The organism is Paenibacillus sp. 7541 (genome assembly GCF_002276395.1).
Taxonomy (GTDB): domain Bacteria; phylum Bacillota; class Bacilli; order Paenibacillales; family Paenibacillaceae; genus Paenibacillus_AQ; species Paenibacillus_AQ campinasensis.
Genome location: NZ_NQLZ01000047.1, coordinates 24,558 through 50,870 on the forward strand (window position 1 = coordinate 24,558; position 26,313 = coordinate 50,870).

Annotated in this window: 26 protein-coding genes and 7 tRNA genes; 2 read left to right on the forward strand and 31 right to left on the reverse strand. The window is 53.3% G+C overall.

Annotation, left to right across the window (positions count from 1 at the left end):
* Positions 1-18: 18 nt before the first annotated feature.
* The 5 genes from CHH75_RS22945 to CHH75_RS22965 form a co-directional block, all read right to left on the reverse strand.
* Complete coding sequence (locus CHH75_RS22945) at positions 19-219, reverse strand: DUF4177 domain-containing protein (RefSeq protein ID WP_095267835.1); 201 nt, start codon at positions 217-219, stop codon at positions 19-21.
* A gap of 117 nt (positions 220-336) precedes the next feature.
* A complete protein-coding gene (locus CHH75_RS22950; protein WP_095399241.1) occupies positions 337-810 on the reverse strand; it encodes an NUDIX domain-containing protein in 474 nt (157 codons plus the stop codon).
* A gap of 109 nt (positions 811-919) precedes the next feature.
* Positions 920-1,573: a hypothetical protein gene (locus tag CHH75_RS22955; protein WP_095399242.1), complete on the reverse strand. Its 654-nt coding sequence runs from the start codon at positions 1,571-1,573 to the stop codon at positions 920-922.
* 180 nt (positions 1,574-1,753) lie between these two features.
* Complete coding sequence (locus tag CHH75_RS22960; protein ID WP_095267832.1) at positions 1,754-2,827, reverse strand: VanZ family protein; 1,074 nt, start codon at positions 2,825-2,827, stop codon at positions 1,754-1,756.
* A gap of 489 nt (positions 2,828-3,316) precedes the next feature.
* Complete coding sequence (locus tag CHH75_RS22965; protein WP_095399243.1) at positions 3,317-4,138, reverse strand: methyltransferase domain-containing protein; 822 nt, start codon at positions 4,136-4,138, stop codon at positions 3,317-3,319.
* A gap of 196 nt (positions 4,139-4,334) precedes the next feature.
* Between CHH75_RS22965 and CHH75_RS22970 the strand changes: the two genes are divergently transcribed.
* Both CHH75_RS22970 and CHH75_RS22975 read left to right on the forward strand, forming a co-directional pair.
* Positions 4,335-4,796: a GNAT family N-acetyltransferase gene (locus tag CHH75_RS22970; RefSeq protein ID WP_095399244.1), complete on the forward strand. Its 462-nt coding sequence runs from the start codon at positions 4,335-4,337 to the stop codon at positions 4,794-4,796.
* A 122-nt stretch (positions 4,797-4,918) separates the two neighbouring features.
* Positions 4,919-5,362 (forward strand): spore coat protein, encoded by a 444-nt coding sequence (locus CHH75_RS22975; protein WP_095399251.1) that lies wholly within the window; start codon positions 4,919-4,921, stop codon positions 5,360-5,362.
* Positions 5,363-5,477: 115 nt separating this feature from the next.
* On the opposite strand, the gene trxB is transcribed toward CHH75_RS22975, so the two are convergent.
* From trxB to CHH75_RS23105, 26 genes are all read right to left on the reverse strand, one after another.
* Positions 5,478-6,431, reverse strand: a complete 954-nt coding sequence (gene trxB, locus CHH75_RS22980; protein ID WP_095267829.1) for a thioredoxin-disulfide reductase — start codon at positions 6,429-6,431, stop codon at positions 5,478-5,480.
* 144 nt (positions 6,432-6,575) lie between these two features.
* Positions 6,576-8,255: a tetratricopeptide repeat protein gene (locus CHH75_RS22985; RefSeq protein ID WP_196426438.1), complete on the reverse strand. Its 1,680-nt coding sequence runs from the start codon at positions 8,253-8,255 to the stop codon at positions 6,576-6,578.
* A gap of 144 nt (positions 8,256-8,399) precedes the next feature.
* Positions 8,400-9,350, reverse strand: a complete 951-nt coding sequence (locus CHH75_RS22990; protein ID WP_095267827.1) for a ribose-phosphate diphosphokinase — start codon at positions 9,348-9,350, stop codon at positions 8,400-8,402.
* A gap of 169 nt (positions 9,351-9,519) precedes the next feature.
* Positions 9,520-10,344 carry a histidinol-phosphatase HisJ gene (gene hisJ / locus CHH75_RS22995; protein WP_095399246.1) on the reverse strand — a complete coding sequence of 275 codons (825 nt, stop codon included), beginning with the start codon at positions 10,342-10,344 and terminating at the stop codon, positions 9,520-9,522.
* Between the two features lie 15 nt (positions 10,345-10,359).
* Positions 10,360-11,073 (reverse strand): bifunctional phosphoribosyl-AMP cyclohydrolase/phosphoribosyl-ATP diphosphatase HisIE, encoded by a 714-nt coding sequence (hisIE, locus tag CHH75_RS23000; RefSeq protein WP_095399247.1) that lies wholly within the window; start codon positions 11,071-11,073, stop codon positions 10,360-10,362.
* Positions 11,070-11,828, reverse strand: a complete 759-nt coding sequence (hisF, locus tag CHH75_RS23005) for an imidazole glycerol phosphate synthase subunit HisF (RefSeq protein WP_095267824.1) — start codon at positions 11,826-11,828, stop codon at positions 11,070-11,072. The genes hisIE and hisF overlap by 4 nt, the downstream gene beginning before the upstream one ends.
* A 30-nt stretch (positions 11,829-11,858) precedes the next feature.
* Positions 11,859-12,590, reverse strand: a complete 732-nt coding sequence (hisA, locus tag CHH75_RS23010; protein ID WP_176475646.1) for a 1-(5-phosphoribosyl)-5-[(5-phosphoribosylamino)methylideneamino]imidazole-4-carboxamide isomerase — start codon at positions 12,588-12,590, stop codon at positions 11,859-11,861.
* Between the two features lie 106 nt (positions 12,591-12,696).
* Entirely contained in the window at positions 12,697-13,308 is a 612-nt protein-coding gene (gene hisH, locus CHH75_RS23015; protein ID WP_095267822.1) for an imidazole glycerol phosphate synthase subunit HisH, read from the reverse strand.
* Between the two features lie 3 nt (positions 13,309-13,311).
* Positions 13,312-13,917 (reverse strand): imidazoleglycerol-phosphate dehydratase HisB, encoded by a 606-nt coding sequence (gene hisB, locus CHH75_RS23020; protein WP_095399248.1) that lies wholly within the window; start codon positions 13,915-13,917, stop codon positions 13,312-13,314.
* Positions 13,914-15,218 carry a histidinol dehydrogenase gene (gene hisD, locus CHH75_RS23025; RefSeq protein ID WP_095399249.1) on the reverse strand — a complete coding sequence of 435 codons (1,305 nt, stop codon included), beginning with the start codon at positions 15,216-15,218 and terminating at the stop codon, positions 13,914-13,916. The genes hisB and hisD overlap by 4 nt, the downstream gene beginning before the upstream one ends.
* Before the next feature lie 146 nt (positions 15,219-15,364).
* The gene (gene hisG, locus CHH75_RS23030; protein WP_095267819.1) at positions 15,365-16,003 is read right to left on the reverse strand and encodes an ATP phosphoribosyltransferase; all 639 of its coding nucleotides are present in this window, start codon (positions 16,001-16,003) and stop codon (positions 15,365-15,367) included.
* A 40-nt stretch (positions 16,004-16,043) separates the two neighbouring features.
* Positions 16,044-17,249, reverse strand: a complete 1,206-nt coding sequence (locus CHH75_RS23035) for an ATP phosphoribosyltransferase regulatory subunit (RefSeq protein ID WP_095399250.1) — start codon at positions 17,247-17,249, stop codon at positions 16,044-16,046.
* Positions 17,250-17,573: 324 nt separating this feature from the next.
* A complete protein-coding gene (locus CHH75_RS23040) occupies positions 17,574-18,791 on the reverse strand; it encodes an acyltransferase (protein ID WP_095267817.1) in 1,218 nt (405 codons plus the stop codon).
* A 178-nt stretch (positions 18,792-18,969) separates the two neighbouring features.
* Positions 18,970-19,473 (reverse strand): acyltransferase, encoded by a 504-nt coding sequence (locus tag CHH75_RS23045; protein ID WP_095267816.1) that lies wholly within the window; start codon positions 19,471-19,473, stop codon positions 18,970-18,972.
* A 13-nt stretch (positions 19,474-19,486) separates the two neighbouring features.
* On the reverse strand, positions 19,487-20,134 hold the full coding sequence (gene ppaX / locus CHH75_RS23050; RefSeq protein ID WP_095267815.1) for a pyrophosphatase PpaX: 648 nt from the start codon (positions 20,132-20,134) through the stop codon (positions 19,487-19,489).
* A gap of 6 nt (positions 20,135-20,140) precedes the next feature.
* A complete protein-coding gene (gene lgt / locus CHH75_RS23055; RefSeq protein ID WP_095267814.1) occupies positions 20,141-21,268 on the reverse strand; it encodes a prolipoprotein diacylglyceryl transferase in 1,128 nt (375 codons plus the stop codon).
* Positions 21,269-21,281: 13 nt separating this feature from the next.
* On the reverse strand, positions 21,282-22,220 hold the full coding sequence (gene hprK, locus CHH75_RS23060; RefSeq protein ID WP_095267813.1) for an HPr(Ser) kinase/phosphatase: 939 nt from the start codon (positions 22,218-22,220) through the stop codon (positions 21,282-21,284).
* A gap of 531 nt (positions 22,221-22,751) precedes the next feature.
* Positions 22,752-23,876, reverse strand: coding sequence for an ABC transporter ATP-binding protein (locus tag CHH75_RS23065; RefSeq protein WP_095267812.1), 1,125 nt, complete (start codon positions 23,874-23,876; stop codon positions 22,752-22,754).
* A 104-nt stretch (positions 23,877-23,980) separates the two neighbouring features.
* Positions 23,981-25,156, reverse strand: coding sequence for a PucR family transcriptional regulator (locus CHH75_RS23070; protein ID WP_244908312.1), 1,176 nt, complete (start codon positions 25,154-25,156; stop codon positions 23,981-23,983).
* Positions 25,157-25,471: 315 nt separating this feature from the next.
* Positions 25,472-25,544, reverse strand: a tRNA-Lys gene (locus CHH75_RS23075).
* 4 nt (positions 25,545-25,548) lie between these two features.
* Positions 25,549-25,634, reverse strand: a tRNA-Tyr gene (locus CHH75_RS23080).
* A gap of 8 nt (positions 25,635-25,642) precedes the next feature.
* A tRNA-Phe gene (locus CHH75_RS23085) sits at positions 25,643-25,715 on the reverse strand.
* Between the two features lie 229 nt (positions 25,716-25,944).
* Positions 25,945-26,021: transfer RNA gene (locus CHH75_RS23090), tRNA-Asp, on the reverse strand.
* Between the two features lie 5 nt (positions 26,022-26,026).
* Positions 26,027-26,102: transfer RNA gene (locus CHH75_RS23095), tRNA-Thr, on the reverse strand.
* A gap of 26 nt (positions 26,103-26,128) precedes the next feature.
* A tRNA-Val gene (locus CHH75_RS23100) sits at positions 26,129-26,204 on the reverse strand.
* Between the two features lie 9 nt (positions 26,205-26,213).
* Positions 26,214-26,290, reverse strand: a tRNA-Met gene (locus tag CHH75_RS23105).
* Positions 26,291-26,313 lie beyond the last annotated feature (23 nt).

Sequence of the window (26,313 nt, forward strand, 5' to 3'; positions counted from 1 at the left end):
CCATCTCAATTTCATCGGCTACCCGAAGTTCACCTTGCGTTTAAACACCACGATAACATCCCGCGACTGTCCGGACATGTTCGTATCAAAGCAGGATACCAGCTCCCAGCCATCCATGCCGTAGCGATTCAGCTCCTCCTCGAAGTCCTCTTCTTTCACATTGCCGCCAAAAAAACCGCCCGTTCGATACTTCAGCGTTTTGTATTCCCATTGCTCCATAGGCTCGTCCTCCCGTTCCCCGATGATGGTTGCTTAAAGTTCATAATTGGCATCATTTTACCTTTCGGCGACAGCCAGCGGCCGAGAGTTCCGCCATAGGGGCATCTGCCCGATCTGTTAATTGGTATCGCCGACATAGACCCTGGACGGGCCCTGGCCGGAGTAACCTCTTCTCTTCGCCAAAGGTTCAACCAGCGAACGAGGATATATACGAACATCTCCCAAGGAAGACAGCTTGACCCATTCGACCCCAACCTGATAGTCATCAGGACGATGGCCCTCAAATGAATCCCCCTGATCCGTCAGGCGGCACTCAAAATAAAACTCGACTTGGTGGATGTCGCCATCCTCTGCCGCAAACTCATGGTTGCTGCCGATATACTCGCGCACATGCAGCAGATCGCCGACCGCCACGGTCCGTCCGATCTCTTCCAGACATTCTCTGACAACGGCCTGCGCCAGCGTCTCCCCCTTCTCCTGGCCACCGCCCGGAAACAGAAAAAATTCACCCAGATGATCCACATTTCTGGTGAGCAGAACCCGGTCCTGATCCATGATGACCGCCTTGGCCGAATTACGAATCGGTTTCACTGCATCCCCTCCCCTTTCTCGTCCAACAAACCACAAACCACTTCTATTGTAACAAACCGGAACCCGCCGAGCCTAATCCTTGCACAGGGCAAGCCCGGACGGGTTCTGATCAACCTGGATATCGGTAGACTTTCCAATGATCGTGCAGACCGATCTCAACGGCAGGATGCTTCTTCATGCCGCGGCCCTCCACATCCACCAGGTTCACGCTTTGGAACCGGACGGGTACAAGCGAGCGACGATGGGGCTCCACCGTGATCTCCTTAGGCTCGAGCGTAACGTGTTCTCTGCCGAATCCAATGTCCACAGGACGAATCGTAATCTGATGCTCATTTCCGTAATTGTATATATTGAGCATGCAATCTGCAACTAAACGTGATTCGATCGTTTGAAAACGGCACTCGCTGTCTTTTGTCGAATAGGCTACCGAGGATATCCCGCTGGTATTGTATTTCACGAGCGAGACAATCTGGCCGGAGACCCAAGGAAATACGAGGATATAAGCAATACAGCCGATGATCAGCCTGCTCATGATCTTCGGATAACGCGCCTCGAAGAGGCGGGCCGTGCCATATACGCCAATGATGAGCAATAGGCTTCCAATGATCGTCGAAAGATGATAGGTTGTGTTCCCTGCGGTAATCAAAGGCGGGATGCCCACGCCGGTGAACAGATCGTAACCGAGGGGATAACCCAGATGGTGGACAGAAATAAACAAAAGCCCAAGAATCAGGGCCGTCACGCACAGCATTTTTGCTTTCAACCTAAATCCCCCTTGCAGTTGCATAATCCATATTATAACACAGGAGGCAGCAGGTGGTTTCAGTAAGTGGCCCATGATCTCCGCAAATCCGCCCTCTGCCTCGGAACTCCACGCATGAATCATCGTTCTTCTCATCCCACATTTCGCTTCGCAAACCGGGTTGATTCGATCCTTCTCTTGTCAGCCAATGACCAGTTTGGTGTTGCTTTTGTACTCATGAAGCAGCTTCCGATCCCGATTCAGCAAACAGAGCACCAGATGTATGAACACCCAGCCGTCCATAATCAGAAGCCCGAACAGATACATGCCATGAAGCAGCCCCGGGAAATGAACCGTGAACACCAGCGAGTGCAGCCCGCCGACGACAACATAGAGCAGTCCGTTGCGAATCAGAATCTCCTTCAGCTTCAGATGCTCCCCCTCTCCACTGATCCGGATGCGAACGATCCAGCTGCCCACTGTCCGTCCCTCGTTCATATAAGGAAGCACGATGAAGTACAATATACTCACGATAAAATAAGCCCCTGGCACCCTCAGTATGACTAGACCGCCCCAGATCAACAGAAGCAGCATCATATCTGCCGCGAAGGCGATCCCCCGCCGCGTATAGCTGACCCGCTTGGTTGACAGATCCACATCCTCATCAAGCCGCTCCATTCGCGGCAGATGGTTCTTCAACCAGTCCGCCAGCACCAGACCGATCATTCCGCCCAGCGTATTCATCATCAGATCATCCACATCAAACAGTCTGTACGGGTAATCGTAGAAGCCATAAATGCCCGTCACTTGGGTAATCTCGAACAGCAGGGACAGCCCGAACGAAGCTATAAGGCAGGTCAGCCATTTAGCCCGAGCATAATAGCGCAGAAACATCCCGAACGGGACGACAAGCAGCACATTAAACACCACCTGCAGAAACGCTCTTTCCTTCAGCAGGCGAATATAGGTGGAGGGCTCCGACCAGACCACCTTCGTCTCCCTCATAATATCCTGCACGAACTCGAAGGGAACCCACTGCATATACGAGGACACCGGCAGCGGGTCATTATGCCTTGAAGCTGGCAGCGGCAGCAGCACAAGATAGACTGCATTCATCAAGTACAGCAAGAACAGGTATAGCAGAAACCCGCGAAATTTATTGAAATAGCCGTATTTGCGATACTGCACGACAAGGAAAGGGATCGCACATAGCAAAGCGGCGATGGGAAAGGTCATAAAAGCATAAGAGATGGGAAACAGATAAGGCTCTAACACGGCAGCATTCACTTCCTTTCAGTGACGTTATCTCCAAGACTACACACCCATGTTTAAATCGAAAGGGAGCTTCTGTTTAAAAAGAGTTTAAAAAACCGTCTACTGCTATAACGAGACAGCGCATCACTTGGTTTCAGCCGCCTCGCTCCCGGCCCTTTGCGCCCCATAGGCAGCTTCCGGCCCGCGGCGTTTTTCATGACAGAGCTGTCGGCCCATCATGAACCGCCGCCGTATGCGGGGATTTCCCCTCCTGAACCACGGCCTTGCCTTGACCGCATAGCAAAAAGACGTTTCCATACGGAAACGCCTCCAGTTGGGCATCAGCCCATACATCTGTTCAGGGTAACTCATGTTCACTCCAGCTGGCGCGAGATCTACCCGCCTTCTCCGCTCCTCATCGGGCAAGGCGCAGATACGGGGAAGCAGCCTTGCTCACTTCAGCTCCCCATCACGCTTTTCCTTGAGTTATCATGGGTGATCCGTTCTCGTTCACAGCTTCTGCGCAATCAGCTTGCTCATCGCATGCTGGTGCGGCACGCCGGAGGAGTTGCAGTCAAAGACCACCTCGGGACAATCATGAATCATCCAATCATGGTACAGGGACAGCAGCTCGCCTGATATCCAGTCATAAGCGTACGGCTCATTCTCCGGCGGGGGCGCAATAAATGGCTTCTGTACGAACACATTCAGGAAGTGCATCCCGCCCTTGGCGGTAAACTGCTTGTAGTTATTAAAGATCTCCGCCCGGTACTCCGGCCGGATATAGTGCAGCACCCCACTGGAGTATACGATATCAAACTCCGTCTCCAGGCGGAAATCCCGGATATCGGCTTTGAACACATGGACATGCACGCCGGTTCTTTCCGCCAGCATTTTCGTCTTCTCAATGCCAGCATCGGAAATGTCAAAGGCGGTCACATCATAGCCGTTGCGCGCCAGAAACACCGCATCCTTGCCTTCCCCGCAGCCGATGTCCAGCACTTTAAGCCTGCGTGTCGGCGGCATGAGCTCCAGCACCTTGTAACACGTAACCGACGGCTCCGTGCCCCAGTAATAATGCGGCGTTTTGTATTCCTCCTCATAGATCGTGACCGGCTTGCCGGCAGAAGTATAGCCGAACAGCCGGTCCATGCTGACAGCCAGCTGCCGTGACAGCTCCGGCAGCAGCGATACATCCGGCAGGCTCTGCCCGTTCTCCCATTTGGAGACCGCCTGAAAGGTGACGCCCAGCTGCTGAGCCAGCCGCTCCTGGGTCAGGCCCTGCTCCTTACGATACCTGTATATGTTTTGAGATAGCTTGTGATGATTCATTCTTGGCACGCTCCTTTGTTACACTCATTGTAGGGCGTCCGCAAGACATGAAACAATAACCTGCGGATTGAGCTTGCGCCCCGATTCAACCTGGGGTGGAGCCACGCTCGGACTAGGTCGGTAAAGCGTGAAATGTTAGAATGAGGATAAGTGATCCGATGCGAAGGAAACATTTTTTTTATTGAAAGGAGTCCCTATGCATATTAGAGAGCTGAACCCGGGCGAACCGCTTCCGCTGGAGCTGCTGCTGCTCGCTGACCCTTCGGAGCGGCTCGTCAAAGCATACACACAGCGAGGCCACTGCTTCGTAGGCGAGATCGATGGCGCTGTCATCGGCGTCTATGTTCTGCTTCCGACCCGGCCGGATACGATGGAGCTGGTGAATGTTGCCGTCGCGGAGCACCTTCATGGACAGGGCTACGGCAAACAACTGGTCCGCCACGCCATTGCGCAGGCACGCCGTCATGGGTATGCCACCCTTGAGGTCGGAACCGGAAGTACAAGCATCGCCCAGCTGGCCTTGTATCAAAAATGCGGATTTCGTATGACCGGCATTGATCGCGATTTTTTCGTCCGGCATTATGAAGAGGCCATTTACGAGAACGGCATGCGACTGCGCGATATGGTGCGGTTGTCGCTGGATCTCTACAGCCATTGACTTCGCTTCCGCTAGGCACACTTCTCCTGTCCTCTGAATAGGCTATCGCATACCGAATATGTGGAGGAGAATGATACGTGACGAGCAAGGAAGCCCCTAAGCATTTGGCCTGGCATGAAACGATGGAAATGCACGAATTAACCGCATTCCAGACAAACTATCTGATGAAATTCAAGATGTGTCTGGGCGACATTAAAGATTCGGAACTGCGTGCGCTGTACACCGAGGCGATCAAAGGTCTTGAAATGAACCTGAAAGAGCTGCTGCAGTTTTTCCCTGAGGCGCCTGTCGGCATGCGCAACCTGTCCGAAGCAGATATGACCGCCTTCTACGCTGCCCAGCTGCTGATCTTTGCCAAGACCTCGGTCCGCAACTATGCCATCGCCATTACCGAGACAGCGACCCCTAGACTGCGCGACACCTTGAAGAAACAGCTGAACAACGCGATTGATCTGCATGCCAAAGTGTTCCATTTCATGCATGCCCGCAGTCTCTATCCTGCATACAATCTCAAGCAGCTGCTGACCAATGACGTCAAGAACGCCAACAAAGCTTTAAGCATGTAAGAAGCCTTCCCCCTCTTTCCTGCCTTCAGATGTGAACAAGGGGCAGTCCCGAAAGGTCCGTTTAGACTTTTCGGGACTGCCCCTCTGTGATTTACTGTATGCCAGCACCTGTGCCTTACTTGTTCAGCGTCTCGCTCCAGTCATGCACCATATGGCCTTCCAGGTACTTCTCGCAGTCCATGGCGGCCATACAGCCCGAGCCTGCGGCCGTAATCGCCTGCCGGTATCTTGTATCCTGGACGTCTCCACAAGCGAATACGCCCGGAATGTTCGTTTCCGTCGTGCCTGGCTTCACCTGAATGTAGCCGGCTGCATCCGTTGTAATTTGGCCGCCGAGGAACCCGGTGTTTGGTGTATGACCGATTGCAACGAACACGCCTTCGGCTTCGATCAATTCTTCCTCGCCGGTCTCGTTGTTGCGGACCTTCAGCCCCTTCACACCGGTTTCATGCGTTACGACCTCCAGCGGAGTGCGGTCCAGCGCCCACTGGATTTTCTCATTCTCACGGGCACGGTCCTGCATAATCTTGGAGGCTCTCAGCTCCGAGCGGCGATGAACAACCGTGACCGACGATGCAAAACGCGTCAGGAAGCTGGCTTCCTCCATTGCAGAATCGCCGCCGCCAATGACCACAATGCGCTTGCCGCGGAAGAAGAACCCGTCACAGGTTGCGCAGGTGCTGACTCCGCGTCCCACATTCTCCTGCTCTCCCGGAATGCCGAGATATTTAGCAGAAGCGCCGGTCGATATAATGACCGTTTCCGTCAGCAGCTCGCCGACACCCTCCACATTGACCTTGAATGGACGCTGGGAGAGATCAACCGACTCCACCCACGCGCTCTTGAATTCAGCGCCAAAACGCTCCGCCTGCTTGCGCATGTTATCCATCAGCTCAGGCCCCATAATGCCGTCCGGGAAACCCGGAAAGTTCTCGACTTCAGTGGTCGTGGTCAACTGACCCCCTGGCTGTAATCCTTCAATGACAAGCGGCTTCAGATTCGCGCGTGCCAGATAGATGGCCGCCGTTAAACCGGCTGGCCCCGTTCCGATTACGATGGATTTATACATCGCTGTGTGCCTCCTTTATGTCATCACTGTTCGCTTTTATACAATTTATTCCTGAAATGCGGGAAATACCCGCATATTGGATCTCTCCATCGCACGCCTACGTTAAGTATTCACTCATAAGGCCGCTTTGCAAGCTTATTCTTGCTAGATTTTTTCCGTAAAAGGATGGAAACGATCATCGGATGACGGCTCCGGGTCGCATACATTATGGATTTGGCGCGCATAGCGGCTGACCGTTGACGGGGAGACCCCGTATTGCGCAGCGGCCTGCTGATAAGTGACGGCTCGTCCACGCCTCTTCGCTACCAAATAGGCAAGCGCCGCCGCCCAGCCCTCCGTATTGCGGATATTCGGTATGTTCGGATACTGGCGGCTCAAATAGTCTGACCACAGATGCTCCAGTTCCTTCTCCCAGTATGGGTCCGTACCCTTCTCTTTGTTCTCGGCCGCCTTGACAAGCACTTCCTTCCACTCCGGAAGCCAGTCGGGAAGAACCTCGCGGCTTCGGACAGCCGGCTCGCGTTCCTCAGAGCGCTCCTGAAGCCGGCTTGCCGCCGTCTCCATCTGCTGCAGCGCCAGCCGGGCCGCATGTTTAAGCTCCGGTGGCTCGCCAGGCTCCTGCAGAAAGGACAGCAAGGCGTGCCGCACCTCTTCATCCGCGATAAGCTCCAGCGTCCGGATCACCTGCAGCTTGGTCTGCGGATCCCCATGCCGCAGCGCCCAGAAGAAGGACGAGCGGATGAGCGGATTCTGCCGGGCTTCCTGGGTCAGCCGCTCCCCGTCCAGCTCCAGGTGCTTGAGCTGTTCATCAAAGGGCAGATGATAATGGTAACTGACCTTAATCTGATCGCTGCCCATCTTCCTCATCTGCTGCAGCTGCATTAAATAGAACGGCGGGATTACCGATTCCGGATCCAGCTTCGCCGCTTGACGCCAATACTTCTCCGCTGCCTCATAACGGCCGCTGTTGCTAGCGGCTGCCGCCGTATAATGATACAGGCTCGGGTCTCCGTTAAACCCTTCATCAGTGAGCAGGCGGCGGAAATGCCGATAGGCGATCTCGTGCTGGCCAAGAATGCCCATCGTCGTTGCCAGCTTGAACACATGCTCCATATGGAACGGCACGGTGACCGACAGCATGTCCATCAGCTTGTCACGCATCTGTGTGTTTCCTTCATGCTGATAGAAAATTGCCAGGTTGCACAGGCCGTGCAGGTTGCCCGGCTCCTGCTCAAGCACATCGCCGATGGTACGTTTGGCCGTGTCGAATCGGCCCATATAATAATAGGCTAACGCCAGATTGTTCCGCGCCGCCAGGAAATCCGGATGTTCGCTGACGATTTCCTCCAGCAGCTTCACCGCTTGCGCGAACTTGCCTTCCTCCAGCAGTTCCCGCGCCCGCTCATGCTCGACCATGCCTTCACGGCTTTTGATGCGGCTGGGCTTGGCCGGGCGGCTCAGCTCATGTTGAAGAAGCTCCATCATTTCCTCCGCCTCATCCAGAAACTGACCGTTCGGATCCTCCTCCAGATAGGTGATGAGCGCTTCCTCTGCTTTTTCATACTGCTCCATATTGGCATAGTTGTTTGCCATATAGAAGTAGCATTCGGTCATGGACGGATCTACCTGCTCCAGAATGTGCCTCAGCACTTCATTGGAAGCCGTATAATCCCCTGTCTCTGATAATATACCCGCCATGTTGCAATGATTGACCGGATTGTCCGGCTCATACTCAACCGCTTTACGAAAATATTTCAATGCCTTGTCATATTGGTAACGATCCAGCGCGCGAACCGCCCGATCGAAGAAAAAGTTGGCTGTCATTTCGATAGGTATAACATTATGCGGATCGTACGATCCGTTGTGATTCTCACTCACGGAAGCAAGGCCACCTCCTTTAACTTGCTCCTCTATCCACAACAGTATAACATAACTAACACAATCATTTGCAGAAAAAAGACACCAGCTTTACACGCCGGCGTCCTTGAACAGGGTAGCAATCGAGCCGCCCTCCATTATGATATGTGTCGCCCTCGCGAGCATCGGTGCAACAGACAGTACTCTGAGGCGATCTGTGCTGGGGTGATCCGGCAGCGCAATCGAGTCTGTAACCACGATTTCCCCGATATGGGCATGATCCAGCTTCTCCAGCGCCGAGCCGGAGAACAGCCCGTGCGTCGCACAGACGATGGCATCCTTGGCCCCCCGATCCTTCAAGCTTTCCACAACCTGGACAATCGTCGTTCCCGTGTCGATCAGATCCTCGATAATAATCGGGGTGCGGTCTCTCACATCCCCGATCACATGCGTGATCACTGCCTGATTATGCGCCGGACGCTGCTTGACCATCATGGCGAAGGGCGAGCCGAGGCGGCTCGCCAGCTTCTCAGCCGTTCTGGCCCGTCCCGCATCTGGCGATACCACGACAGGATGATCGATATCCTTGCTGTTCAAGTACTCGGTGATGAGGTCAAGCGCGGTCAGATGATCGACCGGAATGTTGAAAAATCCCTGTATGGCAGGCGCATGCAGATCCATCGTAATGACGCGCGAAGCGCCCGCCGTTGTCAGCACATCAGCCACCATCTTCGCCGATATCGGTTCACGCGGCGCCGATTTCCGCTCTTGTCGGGCATAGCCATAGTACGGCACAATGATGTTGATCGTTCTGGCCGAGGCCCGCTTGGCCGCATCAATCATGACCAGCAGCTCCACAAACATCTCATTGATCGGGTGAGAGAACGACTGCAGCAGGAACACATCGCAGTTTCGTATGCTTTCTTCATAATGCACGTAGATTTCCCCGCTTTTGAAGCGGGAGATCGTGACCTTGCCCAGTTCCACACCCAGCTGCTGGCTAATCCTTTCGGCTAGACCCGGATTGGACGTTCCGGCAAACAATCGAAATTCTCGATACATGGGGGGCCTCCTGGAGAAATGAATTGGTTGACGCATATGCTCTAGACGTGAAAGCGCTGTCGCTAAATCAGGCTGTTCCCGCCTCCATCACCGCCAATTGATACGGTTGGAGAGGAGAACAGCCGTCCGCTTCTGTGTATCGTTCTTCCTGTATTATACATCGAAAAGGTTAGGTTTCAAAAGGCACCATTTCACGCTTCCGCTCGCGGAAGGTTGCCAGTGCCGTTACGCCGAGCTCCGCCAGCAGCGCTCTGGCCTTGTCCAGATGCTCGCCAAGCTTCAATGGCTGATGGGCATCCGAGCCAAGCGTCAGCGGAATGCCTAGCGAGATGGCTTCCTCCAGCATGCGACGGCTTGGAAACATTTCCGCACAGTCCTTAGACAGTCCGGATGCATTCAGCTCCATCGCCTTCCCGCTCTTGGCCACAGCCGCCAGCGCCGCTTTCTCCAGCGCAATCACTTCCGGTTCATGCTCCTTGCCAGGGCCGTACCCGAAGCGTTTAATCACATCAAGATGGCCCATAATGTCATAGAAGCCGGTCGCAGCAGCCTTCTGAACCGCATCATAGTACTGGCGGTAGACCTCCAGCGGGTCTTTCCCTTCCCAGCCTGCGGTCTGGCGGTAATCCGTAATATCCCACTCGCCAAGAAAATGCACCGAGCCGATGACATAATCCCAAGGATATCCGTTCACGATCCGCTCAATTTCCTCCTCGCAGCCTTCGATATAATCACCTTCAAGACCTACCCGCACCTCGATCTGGCCCTTATACCGTTCCTTCAGCTGCAAGCATTCCTCAACATAACGCGGAAGCTCCGCCATCGGCATCGCCATCTCCGGATAGTAACGATCCGGATCAACATGGAGCAGCGGCATATGATCGGATAGCCCGATATGATCCAGGCCAAGCTCAATCGCCCGCTGCACATATTCCTCAAGCTGTCCCTGTGCATGCCCACACCGGGCATGGTGGGTATGGTAGTCGATTCGCATGAATGCTACAGCCCCCTAATCCCGGCGCGGCCGTTCGTGACGGCGGGCCAGCTCGTCCATAATGTCATCCAGCGGAAGCTTTCGCTCCTGCAGCAGCACCAGCAGGTGATAGATGAGGTCGCTGACTTCAAGCCTTAGCTCGGCGTTATCTTTATTTTTGGCGGCGATGATGGTCTCCGCCGTCTCCTCGCCGACTTTTTTCAATATTTTATCTACACCTTTATCAAACAGATACGTCGTGTAGGCCCCTTCCGGACGCTCGGCCTCCCGCTGTGCAATAACCGCCTCCAGCTCGCCGAGAACGGCGAAGCGGTCTGACGCACCTGCTGTACTTGAGCTGGACTCTTGAACAGGCTCGCTGCCGTCCTGGCGCTGCATCACAACGGGGTTGTGGAAGCACGTGATCTTGCCTGTGTGACAGGCCGGACCCTTCGGCTTGACCTGAATCAACAGCGTGTCCCCGTCACAGTCATAATCGATCGATACGACGGCTTGCGTGTTGCCCGAGGTTCCTCCCTTATGCCACAGCTCCTGGCGCGAACGGCTCCAGAACCAGGTGTCCCCGCTTTCCAGCGTCAGACGAAGCGACTCCTGGTTCATATAGGCCATCATCAGCACTTGTCGCGTATCCGCATCCTGGATGATGGCAGGAACCAAGCCCCCCTCATCCCAGCGGATATTCTCCACTGCCTGCTCAAGCGTCACGGCTTTATTCCGTTGATCACTCATCGTATGTCCACTCCCTTCCCGCTCAGATGCTGCTTCAGCTCCGGAATCGAGATCTCCTTATAGTGGAAGATCGTTGCGGCAAGGCCTGCATCGGCCTTCCCTGTTGTAAATACATCGTAGAAATGCTCTTCTTTCCCGGCTCCGCCTGAAGCGATCACCGGAATGCTGACCGAGGAAGATACGGCGGAAGTCAGCGGCAGATCGAAGCCATCCTTCGTCCCGTCCGCATCCATGCTCGTCAGCAGGATTTCACCGGCCCCGAGCGATTCCGCCTGCCGTACCCAGTCCAGCGCCTTGATGCCGGAAGGCGTACGGCCGCCGTGGGTGTATACTTCCCATTCGCCCCATGCCTCGTTATATTTGGCATCCACCGCAACAACGATGCATTGGGAGCCGAATTTACGCGCGCCTGCCGAGATCAGCTCGGGCTGCTTAACTGCAGCGGTATTGATGCCGATCTTGTCGGCACCCGCACGCAGGATCCGCTTCATATCATCCACGGAGGAAATGCCGCCGCCAACCGTAAACGGAATGGCAATCTCCCCGGCGGTCTTGCGCACAACCTCCTCCATGGTGGCCCGCCCTTCAACCGAAGCCGAGATGTCCAGAAACACCAGCTCGTCAGCGCCCTCGCGGTCATATAATGCCGCCAGCTCAACAGGGTCCCCTGCATCGCGGAGGTTCACAAAGTTAACGCCCTTCACCACCCGGCCGTCCTTAACATCAAGACAAGGAATAATCCGTTTTGCCAGCATGATTTCGCCTTCTTCCCATTAATCTATTTCTTATCCGAGCTTTGCCACAGCCTCGCGCAAATCGATATTGCCGGTATATAGCGCTTTGCCCACGATAGCGCCGCCGATGCCGTCGCCATGGTGCTTGCTGAGCGCCACCAGATCGTCTAACTGCGTTACTCCGCCCGAAGCAATCACGGTGCGCCCGCTCGCTTGTGCCAGCGAGACAATGGCCTCTACATTCGGACCCTGCATCATACCGTCGCGGGAAATGTCCGTGAATATAAACGTTTCCGCTCCTTTGGCCGCCAACTCCTTCGCCAGCTCGTCTGCCTTCACCTCGGAGGTTTCCAGCCAGCCGCGTGTCGCTACATAACCGTCCCGGGCATCAATGCCTATGGCGACTTTATCGCCATATTGTCCGAGCACCCGCTCGGTAAACTCCCGGTCCTCAATCGCAGCCGTTCCGATAATGACCCGGCTGACGCCGAGCGACAGCAGACGCTCCACGTCTGCCAGCGTCCGCAGCCCGCCGCCTACCTGCACCGGCACGTTCAATTGAGAGGCAATCTGACCGATCACCTCATCGTTGACCGGATGGCCAGCCTTCGCCCCATCCAGATCCACCAGATGGATGAACTGCCCGCCTTGCTCTTCCCATGCTTTGGCCGCTGCCAGCGGACTATCGTTGTATACCGTCTCCTGGTTGTAGTCTCCCTGCACCAGCCGCACACACTTCCCGCCGCGAATGTCGATCGCGGGATATATGATAAATGAGGACACAAGCAACCCTCGCCTTCACGTTATTTTGTGGATCGAACGACCATCATGGAACATGAGCCGTTGCTCAATGCACAACCGCTCACGTCCCCTACGCATTGTCTCGTTTCTACCTCGTCAGCGCAAGGAAATTGCGCAGCAGACTCATGCCCAGCTCCCCGCTCTTCTCCGGATGAAACTGCATCCCGTGCACATTGCCGCGACCGACAATCGCTGTTACCGGACGGCCGTAGTCCGTCACGGCAAGCAAATCGGATGATTGGTCAGGCAGAACATGATAAGAGTGGACAAAATACACATGCCCTTCCTGAAGCCCTGCAAACAGCGGATGCTCCGGCTTCGTAAACGTCAGGCTGTTCCATCCCATATGCGGCACCTTGTACGCTCCGCTCTCAAAGCGAACCACCTGACCGGGCAGTATGCTCAGCCCCTCGTGGTGACCATGCTCCTCGCTCTTGCTAAAGAGCAGCTGCATGCCAAGGCATATGCCCAGCAACGGCTTTCCAAGCTCGGCCGCCTCCTTCATGACCTTATCCAGCGACGTGGCACGAAGCTGCTCCATCGCATCGCCGAATGCGCCGACTCCCGGCAAAATAATGCCATCCGCTGCGAGAATCTCCTCCCGCTTCCCGGTCACAAGCGGCTCGTCCCCGAGGCGTTCCACCGCTTTGCTTACGCTGTGCAGATTACCCATCCCGTAATCTACGATCGCAATCGCCATCGTTTACAGCACTCCCTTCGTTGAAGGAACTCCCGTCACACGCGGATCTATGCTGGTGGCTTCATCGAGCGCCCGTCCGAGCGCCTTGAACACCGCTTCGATCATATGATGTGTATTCTGTCCGTAATGGACAATGACGTGCAGCGTCATCCGGGCTTCCAGAGCCAGCTTCCACAGAAACTCGTGCACAAGCTCCGTATCGAAGGAGCCTACCTGCCCCGAAGGGTACTCGGCACGATATTCAAAATGCGGCCGGTTGCTCATATCAATAACAACCTGCGCCAGCGCCTCATCCATCGGCACAAAGACGCTCGCATAGCGTTTGATTCCCTTTTTGTCCCCAAGCGCTTCGCGGATCGTCTGCCCGAGGCAAATTCCGATATCTTCAACGGTATGATGGTCATCAATCTCGATATCTCCCTTGGCTTGTACGTGGAGATCGAAATGACCGTGCTTGGTGAACAGATCCAGCATATGATTCAGGAACGGAACGTCCGTCTCCAGGTTGGAAACGCCGGTTCCATCCACGTTGAATTTTAATGTAATGTCGGTTTCATTGGTCTTGCGGCTTACACTGGCTGTGCGACCGCTTGTCTCATAACTGCTCACTTCGTTGTCCCCCCTGTATTTCGCTCTTGATCCAGCCGAATGCCGATGGCACGGGCGTGTCCTTCCAGCCCTTCGCGCCGGGCCAGCTCCATGATCGTCTCACCGTCGCGAAGCAGCGCTTCCTTGCTGTAATAGATCAAGCTCGATTTCTTAATAAAATCGTCCACATCCACAGGTGAAGCAAATCGGGCCGTGCCATTCGTCGGAATAATATGGTTCGGACCGGCAAAATAATCCCCGACAGGCTCGGAGCTGTATGGCCCCAGGAAGATCGCTCCGGCATTCTCAATCTGACCGACAATCGCCATCGGCTCCTTCGTTACAATCTCCAGATGCTCTGGCGCGAGCCGATTGATGATATCAATCGCATCCGTCAGCGAATCGGTCACGACCGCTGCTCCGTAAGAATCCATCGAAGCCCTGGCAATGTCACGGCGCGGCAGCAGCTCCAGCTGTCGCTCCACCTCGGCTGACACGGCCTCCGCCAGACTGAGGGACGGCGTGACCAGAATAGCGGAAGCCATCTCGTCATGCTCGGCTTGGGACAGCAGATCGGCAGCTATGTACGAAGGGTCCGCCCCTTCTTCCGCCAGCACTGCGATTTCGCTTGGTCCTGCGAGACTGTCAATATTAACGGCCCCATATACCTCTCGTTTGGCAAGCGCCACATAGATATTGCCCGGCCCGCATATTTTATCCACCGGCTGGATGGTCTCCGTTCCGTAGGCAAGTGCGGCAATCGCCTGGGCACCGCCAACCCGGTACATCTCCGTGACACCAGCCTCGGCTGCGGCGACCAGAATGTACGGGTTAATGCCCATCTCTCCTCCGCTAGCCGGCGGAGTCACCATGACGATCTCCGGCACACCCGCTACCTGCGCGGGAATCACGTTCATCAGCACGGAGGAGGGGTAGGCTGCTTTCCCCCCTGGCACGTACACACCGACCCGCCGAAGCGGGCGAATGATCTGGCCGAGGATGCTCCCGTCCGCCTGAAAATCCATCCAGGATTGGCGCTTCTGCTTATCATGATAAGCGCGAATCCGGTCTGCCGCCGCCCGGATCGCCGTCACAAAGGACGGCTCTACCCGCTCATAAGCGGCCTGCATTTCGGCCTCGGTTACGCGCAGTCCGGACGCCTCCAGCTTGACGCGATCCAGCTGCTCGGTATACCGCAGCAGTGCGATATCCCCTTCGGCTCGTACGCTGTTCACGATGCTTTTTACCGTTTCATTCTGCTCAGGTGTCCCGTAATCATTCTCGCGCTTCGACTGAAAGTCACGCGCAGATACCACTCTCACCTTCAACACCTCCTGAAGTTCAGACCTTATATGCTCTGCAAGCGATATTTCATAATATCAGCACATCGTGCCGCTCTCTTCCCATCCGATGCTAGCTTCGTTGGGACAATCCCTAGCTGTAGCATCAGCATGCTATCCGTTTGCTACTAGAGCTGTGCCCCTGCGTTAATCACCTGCTGCAATCGGTCGCATAGCTGCTGGATTTCCGCATTCTTCATCCGATAACTGACCCGATTGGCAATGAGCCGGCTCGTAATCTCGAAGATGCTGTTCAGTTCAACCAGCCCATTCTCGCGCAAGGTCTGCCCGGTCTCCACCATATCGACAATCCGATCTGCAAGTCCGATCAGCGGCGCTAGCTCAATTGAACCGTTCAGCTTAACGACCTCGACCTGCTGTCCCTGTTCACGAAAATATTGCGAGGCAACATTCGGATACTTGGTTGCTACCCGCTGACGTATGCCCGGCGTCCAATCCGGCAGTGCAATGACGGACATCCGGCAACGGGCAATGCCCAGATCAAGGAGCTCATACACGTCCTTCTTCTCCTCCATCAGCACATCTTTGCCGACGATGCCAATATCAGCTACTCCATACTCGACATAGGTCGGAACGTCCACCGGCTTGGCCAAGATGAACTCCATCCCCGCCTCAGGCAGGGGAATGACCAGCTTGCGCGTCTCATCCACATCCAGTGGAATCGGGAGACCCGCAGCGCGGAACAGCGCAGATGCTTTTTTATAGATACGCCCTTTAGGCATGGCAACCTTCAACACTTCCGCCATCATGCATCCTCCTCCCTGTATATCGTCCATTCACACTCATCTATTTGAAAGTAATAATTTCCTGATAACCTTTATTGAGCAGTTTACCCGCAGCCGGCGGTTGATGTTCATCCTGACCAGCCACCTCGCTATGGTCGTTCTCCTCTATAACAGAGGTTACCGCAATATAACCTTGGGCACGCAGCTCTGTTGCCTTCTGCAGCCCTTCCTTGCGGAAGGCTGGCGTATACTGCACGAGAATTGGCCGCTCCTCCGGAATATCGGTTCCGGATACGCCGTCCAGTATGCGATTCGTCTTCAAGGCAAAGCCAGTTGAAGGCACTGCACGCCCAAACTGCCGCAGCAGCTTGTCATAGCGCCCCCCGCTTGCCACCGGAGAGCCCAGCTCGGCAGCATAGCCCTCAAAGATCATACCCGTGTAATAAGAGAAATCGCCAATCATTGTCAGGTCGATCATGACATGCTCAGACACCTCATACGCATCCAGCACTTCAAGCACCTTGCCCAGATGGCGAATGGAGCTCTGAGCCAGTGTATTGCCGCTCAGCGATTGCGCATGTTTAAGGGCTTCGCGGCCGCCGCGAAGCTTCAGCACGCCATCCAGCTTGCCCGCCTGTTCTTCGGGCAGATTCAGCCGCTCAATGGTACCTCGATAGCCCACATAATCCCGGTTTAACAGATCCTGCTTCAGGCTGCCCTGGTCCTCGGCCCGCTCCGGAAGCACCTCCTGCAGAAGGCCGTTCAGGAAGCCCATATGGCCCATTGCGATTTTGAACCTGGCGACACCGGCCGCCTTCAATGACTCGATGGCCAGAGCGATCACCTCGGCATCCGCCTCCGGGGAATCGTCCCCGACAAGCTCCACCCCAGTCTGAAAAAACTCCGACTCGCGGCCGGCTTCTTCTTCAATCGCCCGGAATACATTGGCATGGTAGGACAAGCGTATTGGCAGTGGCTCCTCCTTCAACAGCGAAGATACAACGCGCGCAATCGGCGACGTCATATCCGAACGGAGGACCATCGTGGTGCCTCTGTTATTCAACAATTTAAACAATTTCTGATCCGACGTCGAGCTTGCCACGCCCACCGTATCATAATATTCCATCGTAGGTGTCATGATCTGCCGGTAGCCCCAGCGGTCCATACACGCAAGAACTTCTCGTTCAATCCGGCGCAGCTTGGCAACCGCGTGCGGGAGGTAATCCCGGACACCGGCTGGTTTTTCGAAGCCTTTCGGTTTAGACATACTACACCACCTCTATATCTTCATTGCGTTAAAGCGCTAATTTGCTAACAAATTAAAGGATATTCGATATATTAACATACAAAGCTTACATCCGTCAATGGCACGGCATCACGGCCTACAAACGTTCATTACCCCCTGTAATCTTGAACTACAACGAACAAAGCCACACTAGTAATATTATCATTTTCGGCACCTTTTTTGCTTCTTTGCAGAAAATCCGAACCTACGCCAAAAAGCTGCTCGCACCAGCGAACAGCTTGCATAATAACAGGCAGGCCTCATCATGATGAGACCTGCCCTGTGTTGATTATTGGAGCAAATGAGTTACAGATCCACCGACTTCTTGCCATCTCCGGCCACGGTGTCTTTCCGATCCGCCCGAGTCCGAGGCGCCGGCTTGAGGGAGCGCGGCACGCTGCCGAGCAGCACCCAAACCCCCGGCACCCATCTCATCAGCAATTGGACAACGACCCCGCTGACAAGCAGCGCCGTAATAAATCCGCCGTAAATCCAGATCAGATAATCATCGGTAACCGGATTTAGTTTAGGGTCATATTCCCGGTAGAGGAACAGCCACAGCGGATGCACCAGATAGATCGCAAACGACAGCTCCCCGATGCGCGTCAGCAGCGCAACGATCCGCTTCCAGCCGCTGTTATAGAGCCAGCTGGCCAACTGCATCAGCACGATCGCCGAGAAGACGGTGTGCATATTCCAGAGCAGCTCATACAGCAAGGAGTCGTATCTCGCGCTATACAATCGGTTGTTGTACCATATCTGAACATGCGCCAGCGCCAGCGCCAGCCAGCCCAGCCATATGAAGACAGTTACCGTCCTCTGCCTTGCGCTCTGCTGCTTCCAGGTTGAACTGAACCATCCCTTGAACTTATCATAATGCATGGCCACATATGCGCCGAGCATGTAATAGGCGATATAAGAGATCGACAAACTTCCCTTGTACGTGATCTGGAACTCATACTTGTTCAGTATAATAAAGCCCCATTGCAGCAAGAAGCCAATCGGCACCGCCCACCGGACCAAGAACCGGGACGACTTGAACAACTTAAGGAATATCGGGAACAGTATATAGAACTGTAAGCTGATAAATACAAAGTATAAGTGCGTATAGTTCTGACCGCGAGCCAGCCGTTCGAAAAAGACCGGCATCTGAGCCCATAGATCAAGCGAGCTATTCAGCAAACCGTTCTGGTACAAGCGAACAAAGAAATAAATGATCGAGAACAGCAGATACGGAAGCAGAATATACAATAGCCGCCGTTTGTAGAAGTTCTTGATCAAATCCTTCGTCAGCGGCCTGTCGATATAGTTATAGAACAGAACAAAGCTGCTCAGGAAAATAAATGAAGGCGTGCCATACTTAAAAAAGATATTTAAAAAGTTAATAATGTAGTAGAATCGCGATTCGGTTGCAGCAACCGTAGCAAACGACGTCGCATGAACATGAAGAACGCCTATAATCGCCAGCGCTCGAAAAATGTCCAGGTGCGGCAGTCGTTCCTTCTTTATGGAATTTCCGCTCATACCAATAAAATCTCCTTTTGTATAGAATCAAGGAAGCGGGGCATACCTGCCAAAAAATCTTAAAAGTCCCGCAGGACTGTTCGTCAAGCCTGGGGACCTCTCATTAGCATTTTTCCCTATTACCTTCCTCATTCTACTATAAAACGGACAGCATGGGAACCTATGACCACGAATTGCCTTAGGTGGGCTCATCTCCCGAGCCCTTCGTCAGCACCCGCAGCGGGTTCCCGCCCACAAATGTGCCCGCAGCCACGTCCTTATGCACAACCGATCCGGCAGCCACCACGGCGCCGTCTCCAATCGTCACCCCGGGCAGAATGGTCGAATTCGCTCCAATCATCACGTTCTCTCCAATGATGACGTCACCGAGACGGTACTCCTTAATCAAGTACTCGTGAGCAAGAATGGTCGTGTTATATCCGATGATCGAATTATCGCCTACCGTAATCTTCTCGGGAAAAAAAACATCCACCATCACCATGAGCCCAAACGCCGCATGCTTGCCCACCTTCATGCCAAGGATGTGTCGATATATCCAGTTCTTAACGGATAGCACCGGACAATAGCGGGCGATCTGGATGAAGACAAAGTTTTTGACCCCTTTGAAGGGGCTCACGGTACGGTATATTTGCCACAATGCATTAGGCCCTTCCACCGGATGCCGGGTTACGTTTCTGGCCATGCCGTCAAAACCTCTATTCCTTGTGAAGTCCGATAATGTCGTACAGATCCCTCATATCGTTGATGATATAGTCCGGTCCGTACTCCTGAAGTTTGTCCACGCCCTTAAGTGACCAAGCGACAGCCGCCGCCTTCACGCCTGCTGCTTTGGCAGACTGAATGTCCACCGGGCTGTCCCCGATCATTAAAGTTGTCTCCGGATCACATCCAAGCTGCTCCACAGCGGTCAGCACAGGCTCTGGATGAGGCTTCGGATGCTCCACATCGTTCACAGTGACAACAGCCGACATATACGGCTCCAGTCCGAACTTCTCCAGTGTCATCATCGTAGACGGACGAATCTTCGTCGTCACCACACCGAGGCGAAGCCCGTGCGCATGCAGCCGCTCCACCACTTCATTCACATGCGGAAACGGCCGGACCATCTCATCATGATGCACCGAGTTGAAGGCGCGGTAGGCCTTCACGAAATGGGACACGTCTTCCTCGCCCGAAAAAGCTTGCAGCTGATGCTCCAGCGTCGTGCCCATATGGGGAATAATCTGCTCCCTTGTGAGCGGCCCTGATTCCCGCTGTTCAAACACATGAATAAAAGAAGAGATGATCAGTTCGTTTGTATCAATAATCGTGCCGTCCAAATCAAACAGTACGGTTTCAATCATGCTGATTTACTCCTTTTTGTCCTCCGAATCCAGGCTTTCGCTCACATCCGGAGTATCCTCCCTGCCAGCCTCGGTACGCTGCGCTGGTGGCTGGTTAATGTTAGTTCTCTCTCTCACTTCATTCGGCTCAGCTGCAGCTGTCGTTTGCTGCGGTTTGGATGGTGCAGCCTCTCCCTTGCGCAATTCGGCTTCCGGCGTTGGTGCTGTGCTGGTGTCCGCCTTGGTTGATACAATTGGATCCAGATAGCGCTCATTCGCTCTGCCTGTTACCCTGCGGAAGATAATCAGGGCAATCCCGACGACAACGAACAATATGGATAAGAGCTGCGATATACGGACGTTGCCGTAGGCAGGATCCAGAAAGCCTTGCTCAAAGCCCATCCAGGTCATCGGGCTCCACAGTCCATTGACGAAATCAGCCAGGCCGCTTGCGCCTCTGAATGCCAGACTGTCTGTACGGACAGCTTCAATGAAGAAGCGACCGATGGAATACCAGATGAAATATCCGATAAACAATTCTCCGGCCCGAAGGAACTTTTGTCTGCGGATAATAAAGATCAGAATAATACCAACCACATTCCACAAAGATTCATACAGGAAGGTTGGATGATGGAATACGCCCTGTACATTCATTTGGTTCACAATGAAGTCAGGCAGTCGGAGCGTCTCACGCAGGAAGGATTCCTCTACCGGGCCTCCGTATGCTTCCTGATTGACAAAATTACCCCAGCGGCCAATAATCTGGCCGGCAAGCAGGGATGGGGCGCAAATATCTGCAATGCGCCAGAAGTTATATCCTTTGCGGCGAACGTAGATGACCGCGCAGATGATCGCACCGATCAGCGCGCCAAAGATCGCAATGCCGCCCTCCCATATTTTGAACACATCCAGGAAATTGTCCTGATAGTCTTCCCATTTAAAGGCGACATAATATATCCTCGCTCCGATGATAGCCGAGGGAACGCCGAGCAACAGCAGATCCATAAAGAATTCCTGGGGAATGGAGAATCGCTTTCCCTCCTGGATCGCCAGCAGAAGCCCTGCAAGCGCACCGAGTCCCAGTATAAGCCCATACCAGTGAACAGACAGCGTTCCGATGGAGAACGCCACCGGATTGATCAGCAGTGATGACATTTAGAAATACCTCCTAATCCAAATCATCCATATCTTCGGCGATCGTCGCCGTCAGTTTATTGGTAAACTGTAATGCTGCATTCAGTCCCATTTGCTTCAATCTGTAGTTCATCGCTGCTACCTCAATGATGACCGCAAGGTTTCGTCCTGGCCGTACCGGAATCGTGACCAACGGGATATCCGTATCTATGATGCGTGTTGTTTCCTCGTCCAGACCCAGGCGATCATACTGTTTGTCCTGCTGCCACGCTTCCAGACGGACGACCAGCGTAATTCGCTTGTTGTTCCGCACGGCGCCCGCACCAAACAAGGTCATCACATTAATAATGCCGACCCCGCGAATCTCAAGCAGATGCCGAATCAGCTCAGGCGCGGTCCCGTGAAGCTGAAAATCTGACGTTTGGCGAATTTCGACCGCATCGTCAGCAATCAGCCGATGTCCGCGCTTCACCAGTTCAAGTGCGGTCTCGCTTTTGCCGATACCGCTGGTTCCCGTGATCAGCATACCCACGCCGTACACATCACATAGAACGCCGTGGATCGTCGTCGTTGGTGCCAGTCTCCGCTCCAGAAAGCTCGTAAAGCGGCTTGTTAGAATCGTCGTTGCCATGCTGCTGCGAAGCACAGGCAGTCCTTTTTCGTTGCTGACCTCCACCAGCTCCTGAGGCACTTCCAGCGAACGCGTCACCACGATACATGGCGTCTCGTCCGTGCACAGTCTGCGCATCCGGTCCTTGCGCTCCTCCGGCTTCAACATCCCAAAAAAAGCCAGCTCTGTCCGCCCCAGAAGCTGAACTCTCTCGCGTGGGTGATATTCAAAATACCCTGCCATTTCCAGACCCGGTCGATTCAAATCATCCGTAGTGATCTGCCGTTTCAAACCTTCCTCGCCTGAGATGACCTCAAGCTGGAATTGCTGTACCAGCTCTGACACTTTTACTTTTTTGGCCATGGTCTTACCCCTTTTCTTCTGCTTTTCTGCCGCTGTATTGTAGACGGTGAGCTTCCCGTAGCAGTTAGTATTGGCAGTCTGCCCTGGTTTGCTGCACTTTCGCTTCCGTCGCGTTCCTCGTATGCCTGCGGAACCCGTTGAAGTACTGCATCATTGTACCTGAATTGCACATATAATCATGCTGCCTATGTAAGCTATGTAAGTGAGCTCGTTCTCGGCTGCCTTATTTGGATATCATTAAAATAAGATGCTACACCTCATTTTACCATGTGTTGATGCCGCATCATACTCAAGATTCATAAACCTTGGAATCAGGCCGACCGCATAGCGCAAAGCTCATTACCTTCATCACTCCATACTTGTATCTTCATATAGGCCTGTTTCTGCTTATCTTATAGGAAATAAAGCCCGAATGCAATCGCGCTCGGCTTGGGCAGCCCCTCGGCACAGCAAGGATAATTCCGCATATTACCTTAATAAAATAAGAAAACCGTCCCCCAAAAGGGACGGTTCTTCGAAAGTGGTCGCTAATTAGTCAACCAACAGTACATTCAACTCGGATTCTTTATCAAAGATATGAACTTTGTTCATATCGATCGCCAGCTTCACATTGTCGCCTTCGCGTGTAGTGGAACGTCCGTCCACACGACCGATTACTGTATCCGTGCCCAGTCCGCTGAGGTACAGGAGCATTTCGTGACCCAGGTTCTCGGTTACATCAACTTTGGCGCTGAACACAGAGTTCGGGGAAGCTTCCAGGAATACTGGCTCTTCATGGATATCTTCAGGACGAAGACCCATAATAACTTCTTTACCGATCAAGGATTTATTCTTCAGCAGCTGTGCTTTGCCACCAGGAATTTGTACGTTCAGGCCTTCGGAAGTGAAGAATACGCCTCCGTCCTGCTCGGACAACGTACCGTTAATAAAGTTCATTGTTGGGGATCCGATGAAGCCCGCAACGAACATATTTACAGGGTGGTTATACAGCTCTTCAGGAGAAGCGGCTTGTTGAATAATGCCGTCCTTCATAACAACGATCCGGTCACCCATCGTCATCGCTTCGATCTGGTCATGCGTTACGTAGATACAAGTTGTCTCAAGACGTTTAACCAGCTTCGTGATTTCCGCACGCATCTGACCACGAAGTTTCGCATCCAAGTTGGAGAGTGGTTCGTCCATCAAGAACACTTGAGGATCACGGACGATCGCACGGCCCAAAGCGACACGCTGACGCTGACCGCCGGACAGAGCCTTAGGCTTACGATCCAGCAAATGCTCGATATCGAGGATTTTAGCTGCTTCACGTACACGTTTGTCGATTTCGTCTTTTTTCACTTTGCGGAGTTTCAAACCGAATGCCATGTTTTGATACACGTTCATGTGCGGATACAAGGCGTAGGATTGGAATACCATCGCGATGTCGCGATCTTTCGGTGCTACGTCATTCACGACGCGGTCGCCGATGTACAGCTTTCCATCCGAAATCTCTTCCAGTCCAGCAATCATCCGAAGCGTAGTGGACTTACCGCAACCGGAAGGTCCTACCAATACGAGAAACTCTTTATCTTTAATATCAAGATTAACGTCAACTACGGTTGGTTTGTCGGAACCTGGGTATTTCTTGTAAATATGCTCTAAACGTACACCTGCCATGTGCATTTGCCCCCTCATAGGAATGTTATGAAATCGAATACATTTGATAATTCTATATTACCCTATAGGCTCCTGGCTTGCTATACACAATCTGCACAAAAAACCTATTTCCTTTTCGTCACTTTATACAATAGCAATGTCATTTTTACCAGAACTGCATCACTGAAGCTCCGGACATCAAGCCCGGTCTCCTGTTTAATCTTGTCCAGCCGATACAGCAAGGTGTTTCTGTGGATATAAAGATGCTTAGCCGTCTCGCTCACGTTACAGTCCAGTTCAAAAAACGACTCCAGTGTAGACAACGTCTCACTATCCTCAAACAGCTCCGTATGCAAAGCGGCATATTCCTGCAAAAACCGGTTGCGCTGGGCTTCCGGGATGCTGAATATGAGGCGCTCAAGATGAAGACCTGTGGACAAGTGAATATGCTCCTTAACACGGAAGACGCGCCCGATGGCCATCGTTTCTCTCAGCTTATGAAGCACCGAGGGCAGCCCTTGCCTCGCATCCACGGGCGGAATGGCGGCGATGTGAAAATCTCCAACCCACTCCGTCGAGATTAGCTCGTACAATCCCATGCAGAATAGGGATAGCAGATCCTGGTCTGCCTCCACTGCTGAATCCTCTTTCTCATCCGCTAGGCCGCCGGCAAGCAGATCCTGACTCGCCAGAACCATCCATTCTTTCTGCTGCAGAGGAATGAGCAGGACCTCTCCGTCAAAGTAGCTCTTCAGCAAGCGCTGAAGAGCCTTGTATCCCGTCACCCCAGAGCTCTCACTCTCATTGGTCAGCAAAAAAGGAACCATGTTCTCCTTCAATCTGAGCTGCCGCAGTTCTGCCGGAAGCGCTGCATGAAGCGCTCCTTCCCGGACCTGTTCCATCAACCAATCTCCAAGCTGACGGGCCTGGCGTTCCTCATCCGCCTTTCCGGCACCTTTGCCTTTAAGGGCTTGGCCGTCCTCCTGAAGACTGGATAACCACAACTTCATTAATCCGACCTCAGAGGGGGTCAACACATCCCTTGGCGCCGTAATCACTGGAATGGGCTTCTGCAGATGGAGTGGAATCCATAGTTCATTCTCTTTGTTATTGTCGTAAACGCCGTTAGTCGGAGCAACAGCAGCCTCGTCAAGGTCGGCATCCCTGTTCTGTTTCTCGGATACAGCCTGAAGCACAGCTTCGCTCTCCTGATCATCCAATATTCGATAGCCAAGCGAAACACCCAGCACCTGCTCAAGTGTCTGAACAATAAGATCCTTCTCCACCATTGCTGTTCCCACCACTTTATTGTTTTTTCTTATTTTAGCATAATCATGCGGTACAACAACAACCGGCCGCAAGGACATCCTTCATGATTGCAGTTTTAGCTGGAACGGGAATAACGAAGGGTTCGTGAGGAGCTTAAGTATATTAAGTATAGATTCTGCCTAACTGAATAGTTACGGGCATATAATAAATTTGATACCTCAAGAAGATGAGATGCGAGGCTGTTGATACCAGAAGTGCAACCTTGTTGGGGGAGGTTTAAAAAGGAAAGGGCGAGCATAAGATCACTGAAAATAATAAAAAGCCGCCAACATCGTTGACGACTTTGATGAGCCATGAAGGACTCGAACCTTCGACACCCTGATTAAAAGTCAGGTGCTCTACCAACTGAGCTAATGGCTCTTACTGGTGGAGGCTGATGGATTCGAACCACCGAACTCGTACGAGAACAGATTTACAGTCTGCTGCGTTTGGCCACTTCGCTAAGCCTCCATAAAAGGTGGCTCGGGACGGAATCGAACCGCCGACACGAGGATTTTCAGTCCTCTGCTCTACCGACTGAGCTACCGAGCCTTATGTAATTAACAAAAAAATAAAGTGCGGAGTTTAACACTTCCCACTTTAAGTTGTGGAAATCAATTCAGTTTTATTCCCGTACCATGACCTTGAACTTATCATAGTAATTAAGTGGCGGAACTGACGGGATACTCTCACTTCGTTCGAGACTGCGAAGTTTATGCTATCGACGTCAATGCTCCGACGAACCCTTTTACGGATTCTCATCCCTGAAGCTTAAATTAAATGGCGGAACTGACGGGATTCGAACCCGCGATCTCCTGCGTGACAGGCAGGCATGTTAGGCCTCTACACCACAGTTCCGCGCATGGTGCCGGCGAGAGGACTTGAACCCCCAACCTACTGATTACAAGTCAGTTGCTCTACCAATTGAGCTACACCGGCATAGTATAATAATAGTGAAAATATCATGGTGGAGGCTGAGGGGATCGAACCCCCGACCCTCTGCTTGTAAGGCAGATGCTCTCCCAGCTGAGCTAAGCCTCCAGATATGTATGGTAGCGGCGGAGGGGATCGAACCCCCGACCTCACGGGTATGAACCGTACGCTCTAGCCAGCTGAGCTACGCCGCCATAACAATATGTTTTTCAAATGG

What these genes read in the sequence shown, in the direction of transcription:
- CHH75_RS22945 (WP_095267835.1), bottom strand. Translation starts at nt 219, where the DNA reads ATGGAGCAATGGGAATACAAAACGCTGAAGTATCGAACGGGCGGTTTT.
- CHH75_RS22965 (WP_095399243.1), bottom strand. Translation starts at nt 4,138, where the DNA reads ATGAATCATCACAAGCTATCTCAAAACATATACAGGTATCGTAAGGAG.
- CHH75_RS22970 (WP_095399244.1), top strand. Translation starts at nt 4,335, where the DNA reads ATGCATATTAGAGAGCTGAACCCGGGCGAACCGCTTCCGCTGGAGCTG.
- CHH75_RS22975 (WP_095399251.1), top strand. Translation starts at nt 4,919, where the DNA reads ATGGAAATGCACGAATTAACCGCATTCCAGACAAACTATCTGATGAAA.
- trxB (WP_095267829.1), bottom strand. Translation starts at nt 6,431, where the DNA reads ATGTATAAATCCATCGTAATCGGAACGGGGCCAGCCGGTTTAACGGCG.
- CHH75_RS22985 (WP_196426438.1), bottom strand. Translation starts at nt 8,255, where the DNA reads ATGACAGCCAACTTTTTCTTCGATCGGGCGGTTCGCGCGCTGGATCGT.
- CHH75_RS22990 (WP_095267827.1), bottom strand. Translation starts at nt 9,350, where the DNA reads ATGTATCGAGAATTTCGATTGTTTGCCGGAACGTCCAATCCGGGTCTA.
- hisJ (WP_095399246.1), bottom strand. Translation starts at nt 10,344, where the DNA reads ATGCGAATCGACTACCATACCCACCATGCCCGGTGTGGGCATGCACAG.
- hisIE (WP_095399247.1), bottom strand. Translation starts at nt 11,073, where the DNA reads ATGAGTGATCAACGGAATAAAGCCGTGACGCTTGAGCAGGCAGTGGAG.
- hisF (WP_095267824.1), bottom strand. Translation starts at nt 11,828, where the DNA reads ATGCTGGCAAAACGGATTATTCCTTGTCTTGATGTTAAGGACGGCCGG.
- hisH (WP_095267822.1), bottom strand. Translation starts at nt 13,308, where the DNA reads ATGGCGATTGCGATCGTAGATTACGGGATGGGTAATCTGCACAGCGTA.
- hisG (WP_095267819.1), bottom strand. Translation starts at nt 16,003, where the DNA reads ATGGCGGAAGTGTTGAAGGTTGCCATGCCTAAAGGGCGTATCTATAAA.
- CHH75_RS23035 (WP_095399250.1), bottom strand. Translation starts at nt 17,249, where the DNA reads ATGTCTAAACCGAAAGGCTTCGAAAAACCAGCCGGTGTCCGGGATTAC.
- CHH75_RS23040 (WP_095267817.1), bottom strand. Translation starts at nt 18,791, where the DNA reads ATGAGCGGAAATTCCATAAAGAAGGAACGACTGCCGCACCTGGACATT.
- CHH75_RS23045 (WP_095267816.1), bottom strand. Translation starts at nt 19,473, where the DNA reads ATGGCCAGAAACGTAACCCGGCATCCGGTGGAAGGGCCTAATGCATTG.
- ppaX (WP_095267815.1), bottom strand. Translation starts at nt 20,134, where the DNA reads ATGATTGAAACCGTACTGTTTGATTTGGACGGCACGATTATTGATACA.
- lgt (WP_095267814.1), bottom strand. Translation starts at nt 21,268, where the DNA reads ATGTCATCACTGCTGATCAATCCGGTGGCGTTCTCCATCGGAACGCTG.
- hprK (WP_095267813.1), bottom strand. Translation starts at nt 22,220, where the DNA reads ATGGCCAAAAAAGTAAAAGTGTCAGAGCTGGTACAGCAATTCCAGCTT.
- CHH75_RS23065 (WP_095267812.1), bottom strand. Translation starts at nt 23,876, where the DNA reads ATGGCAGGTGTACGTTTAGAGCATATTTACAAGAAATACCCAGGTTCC.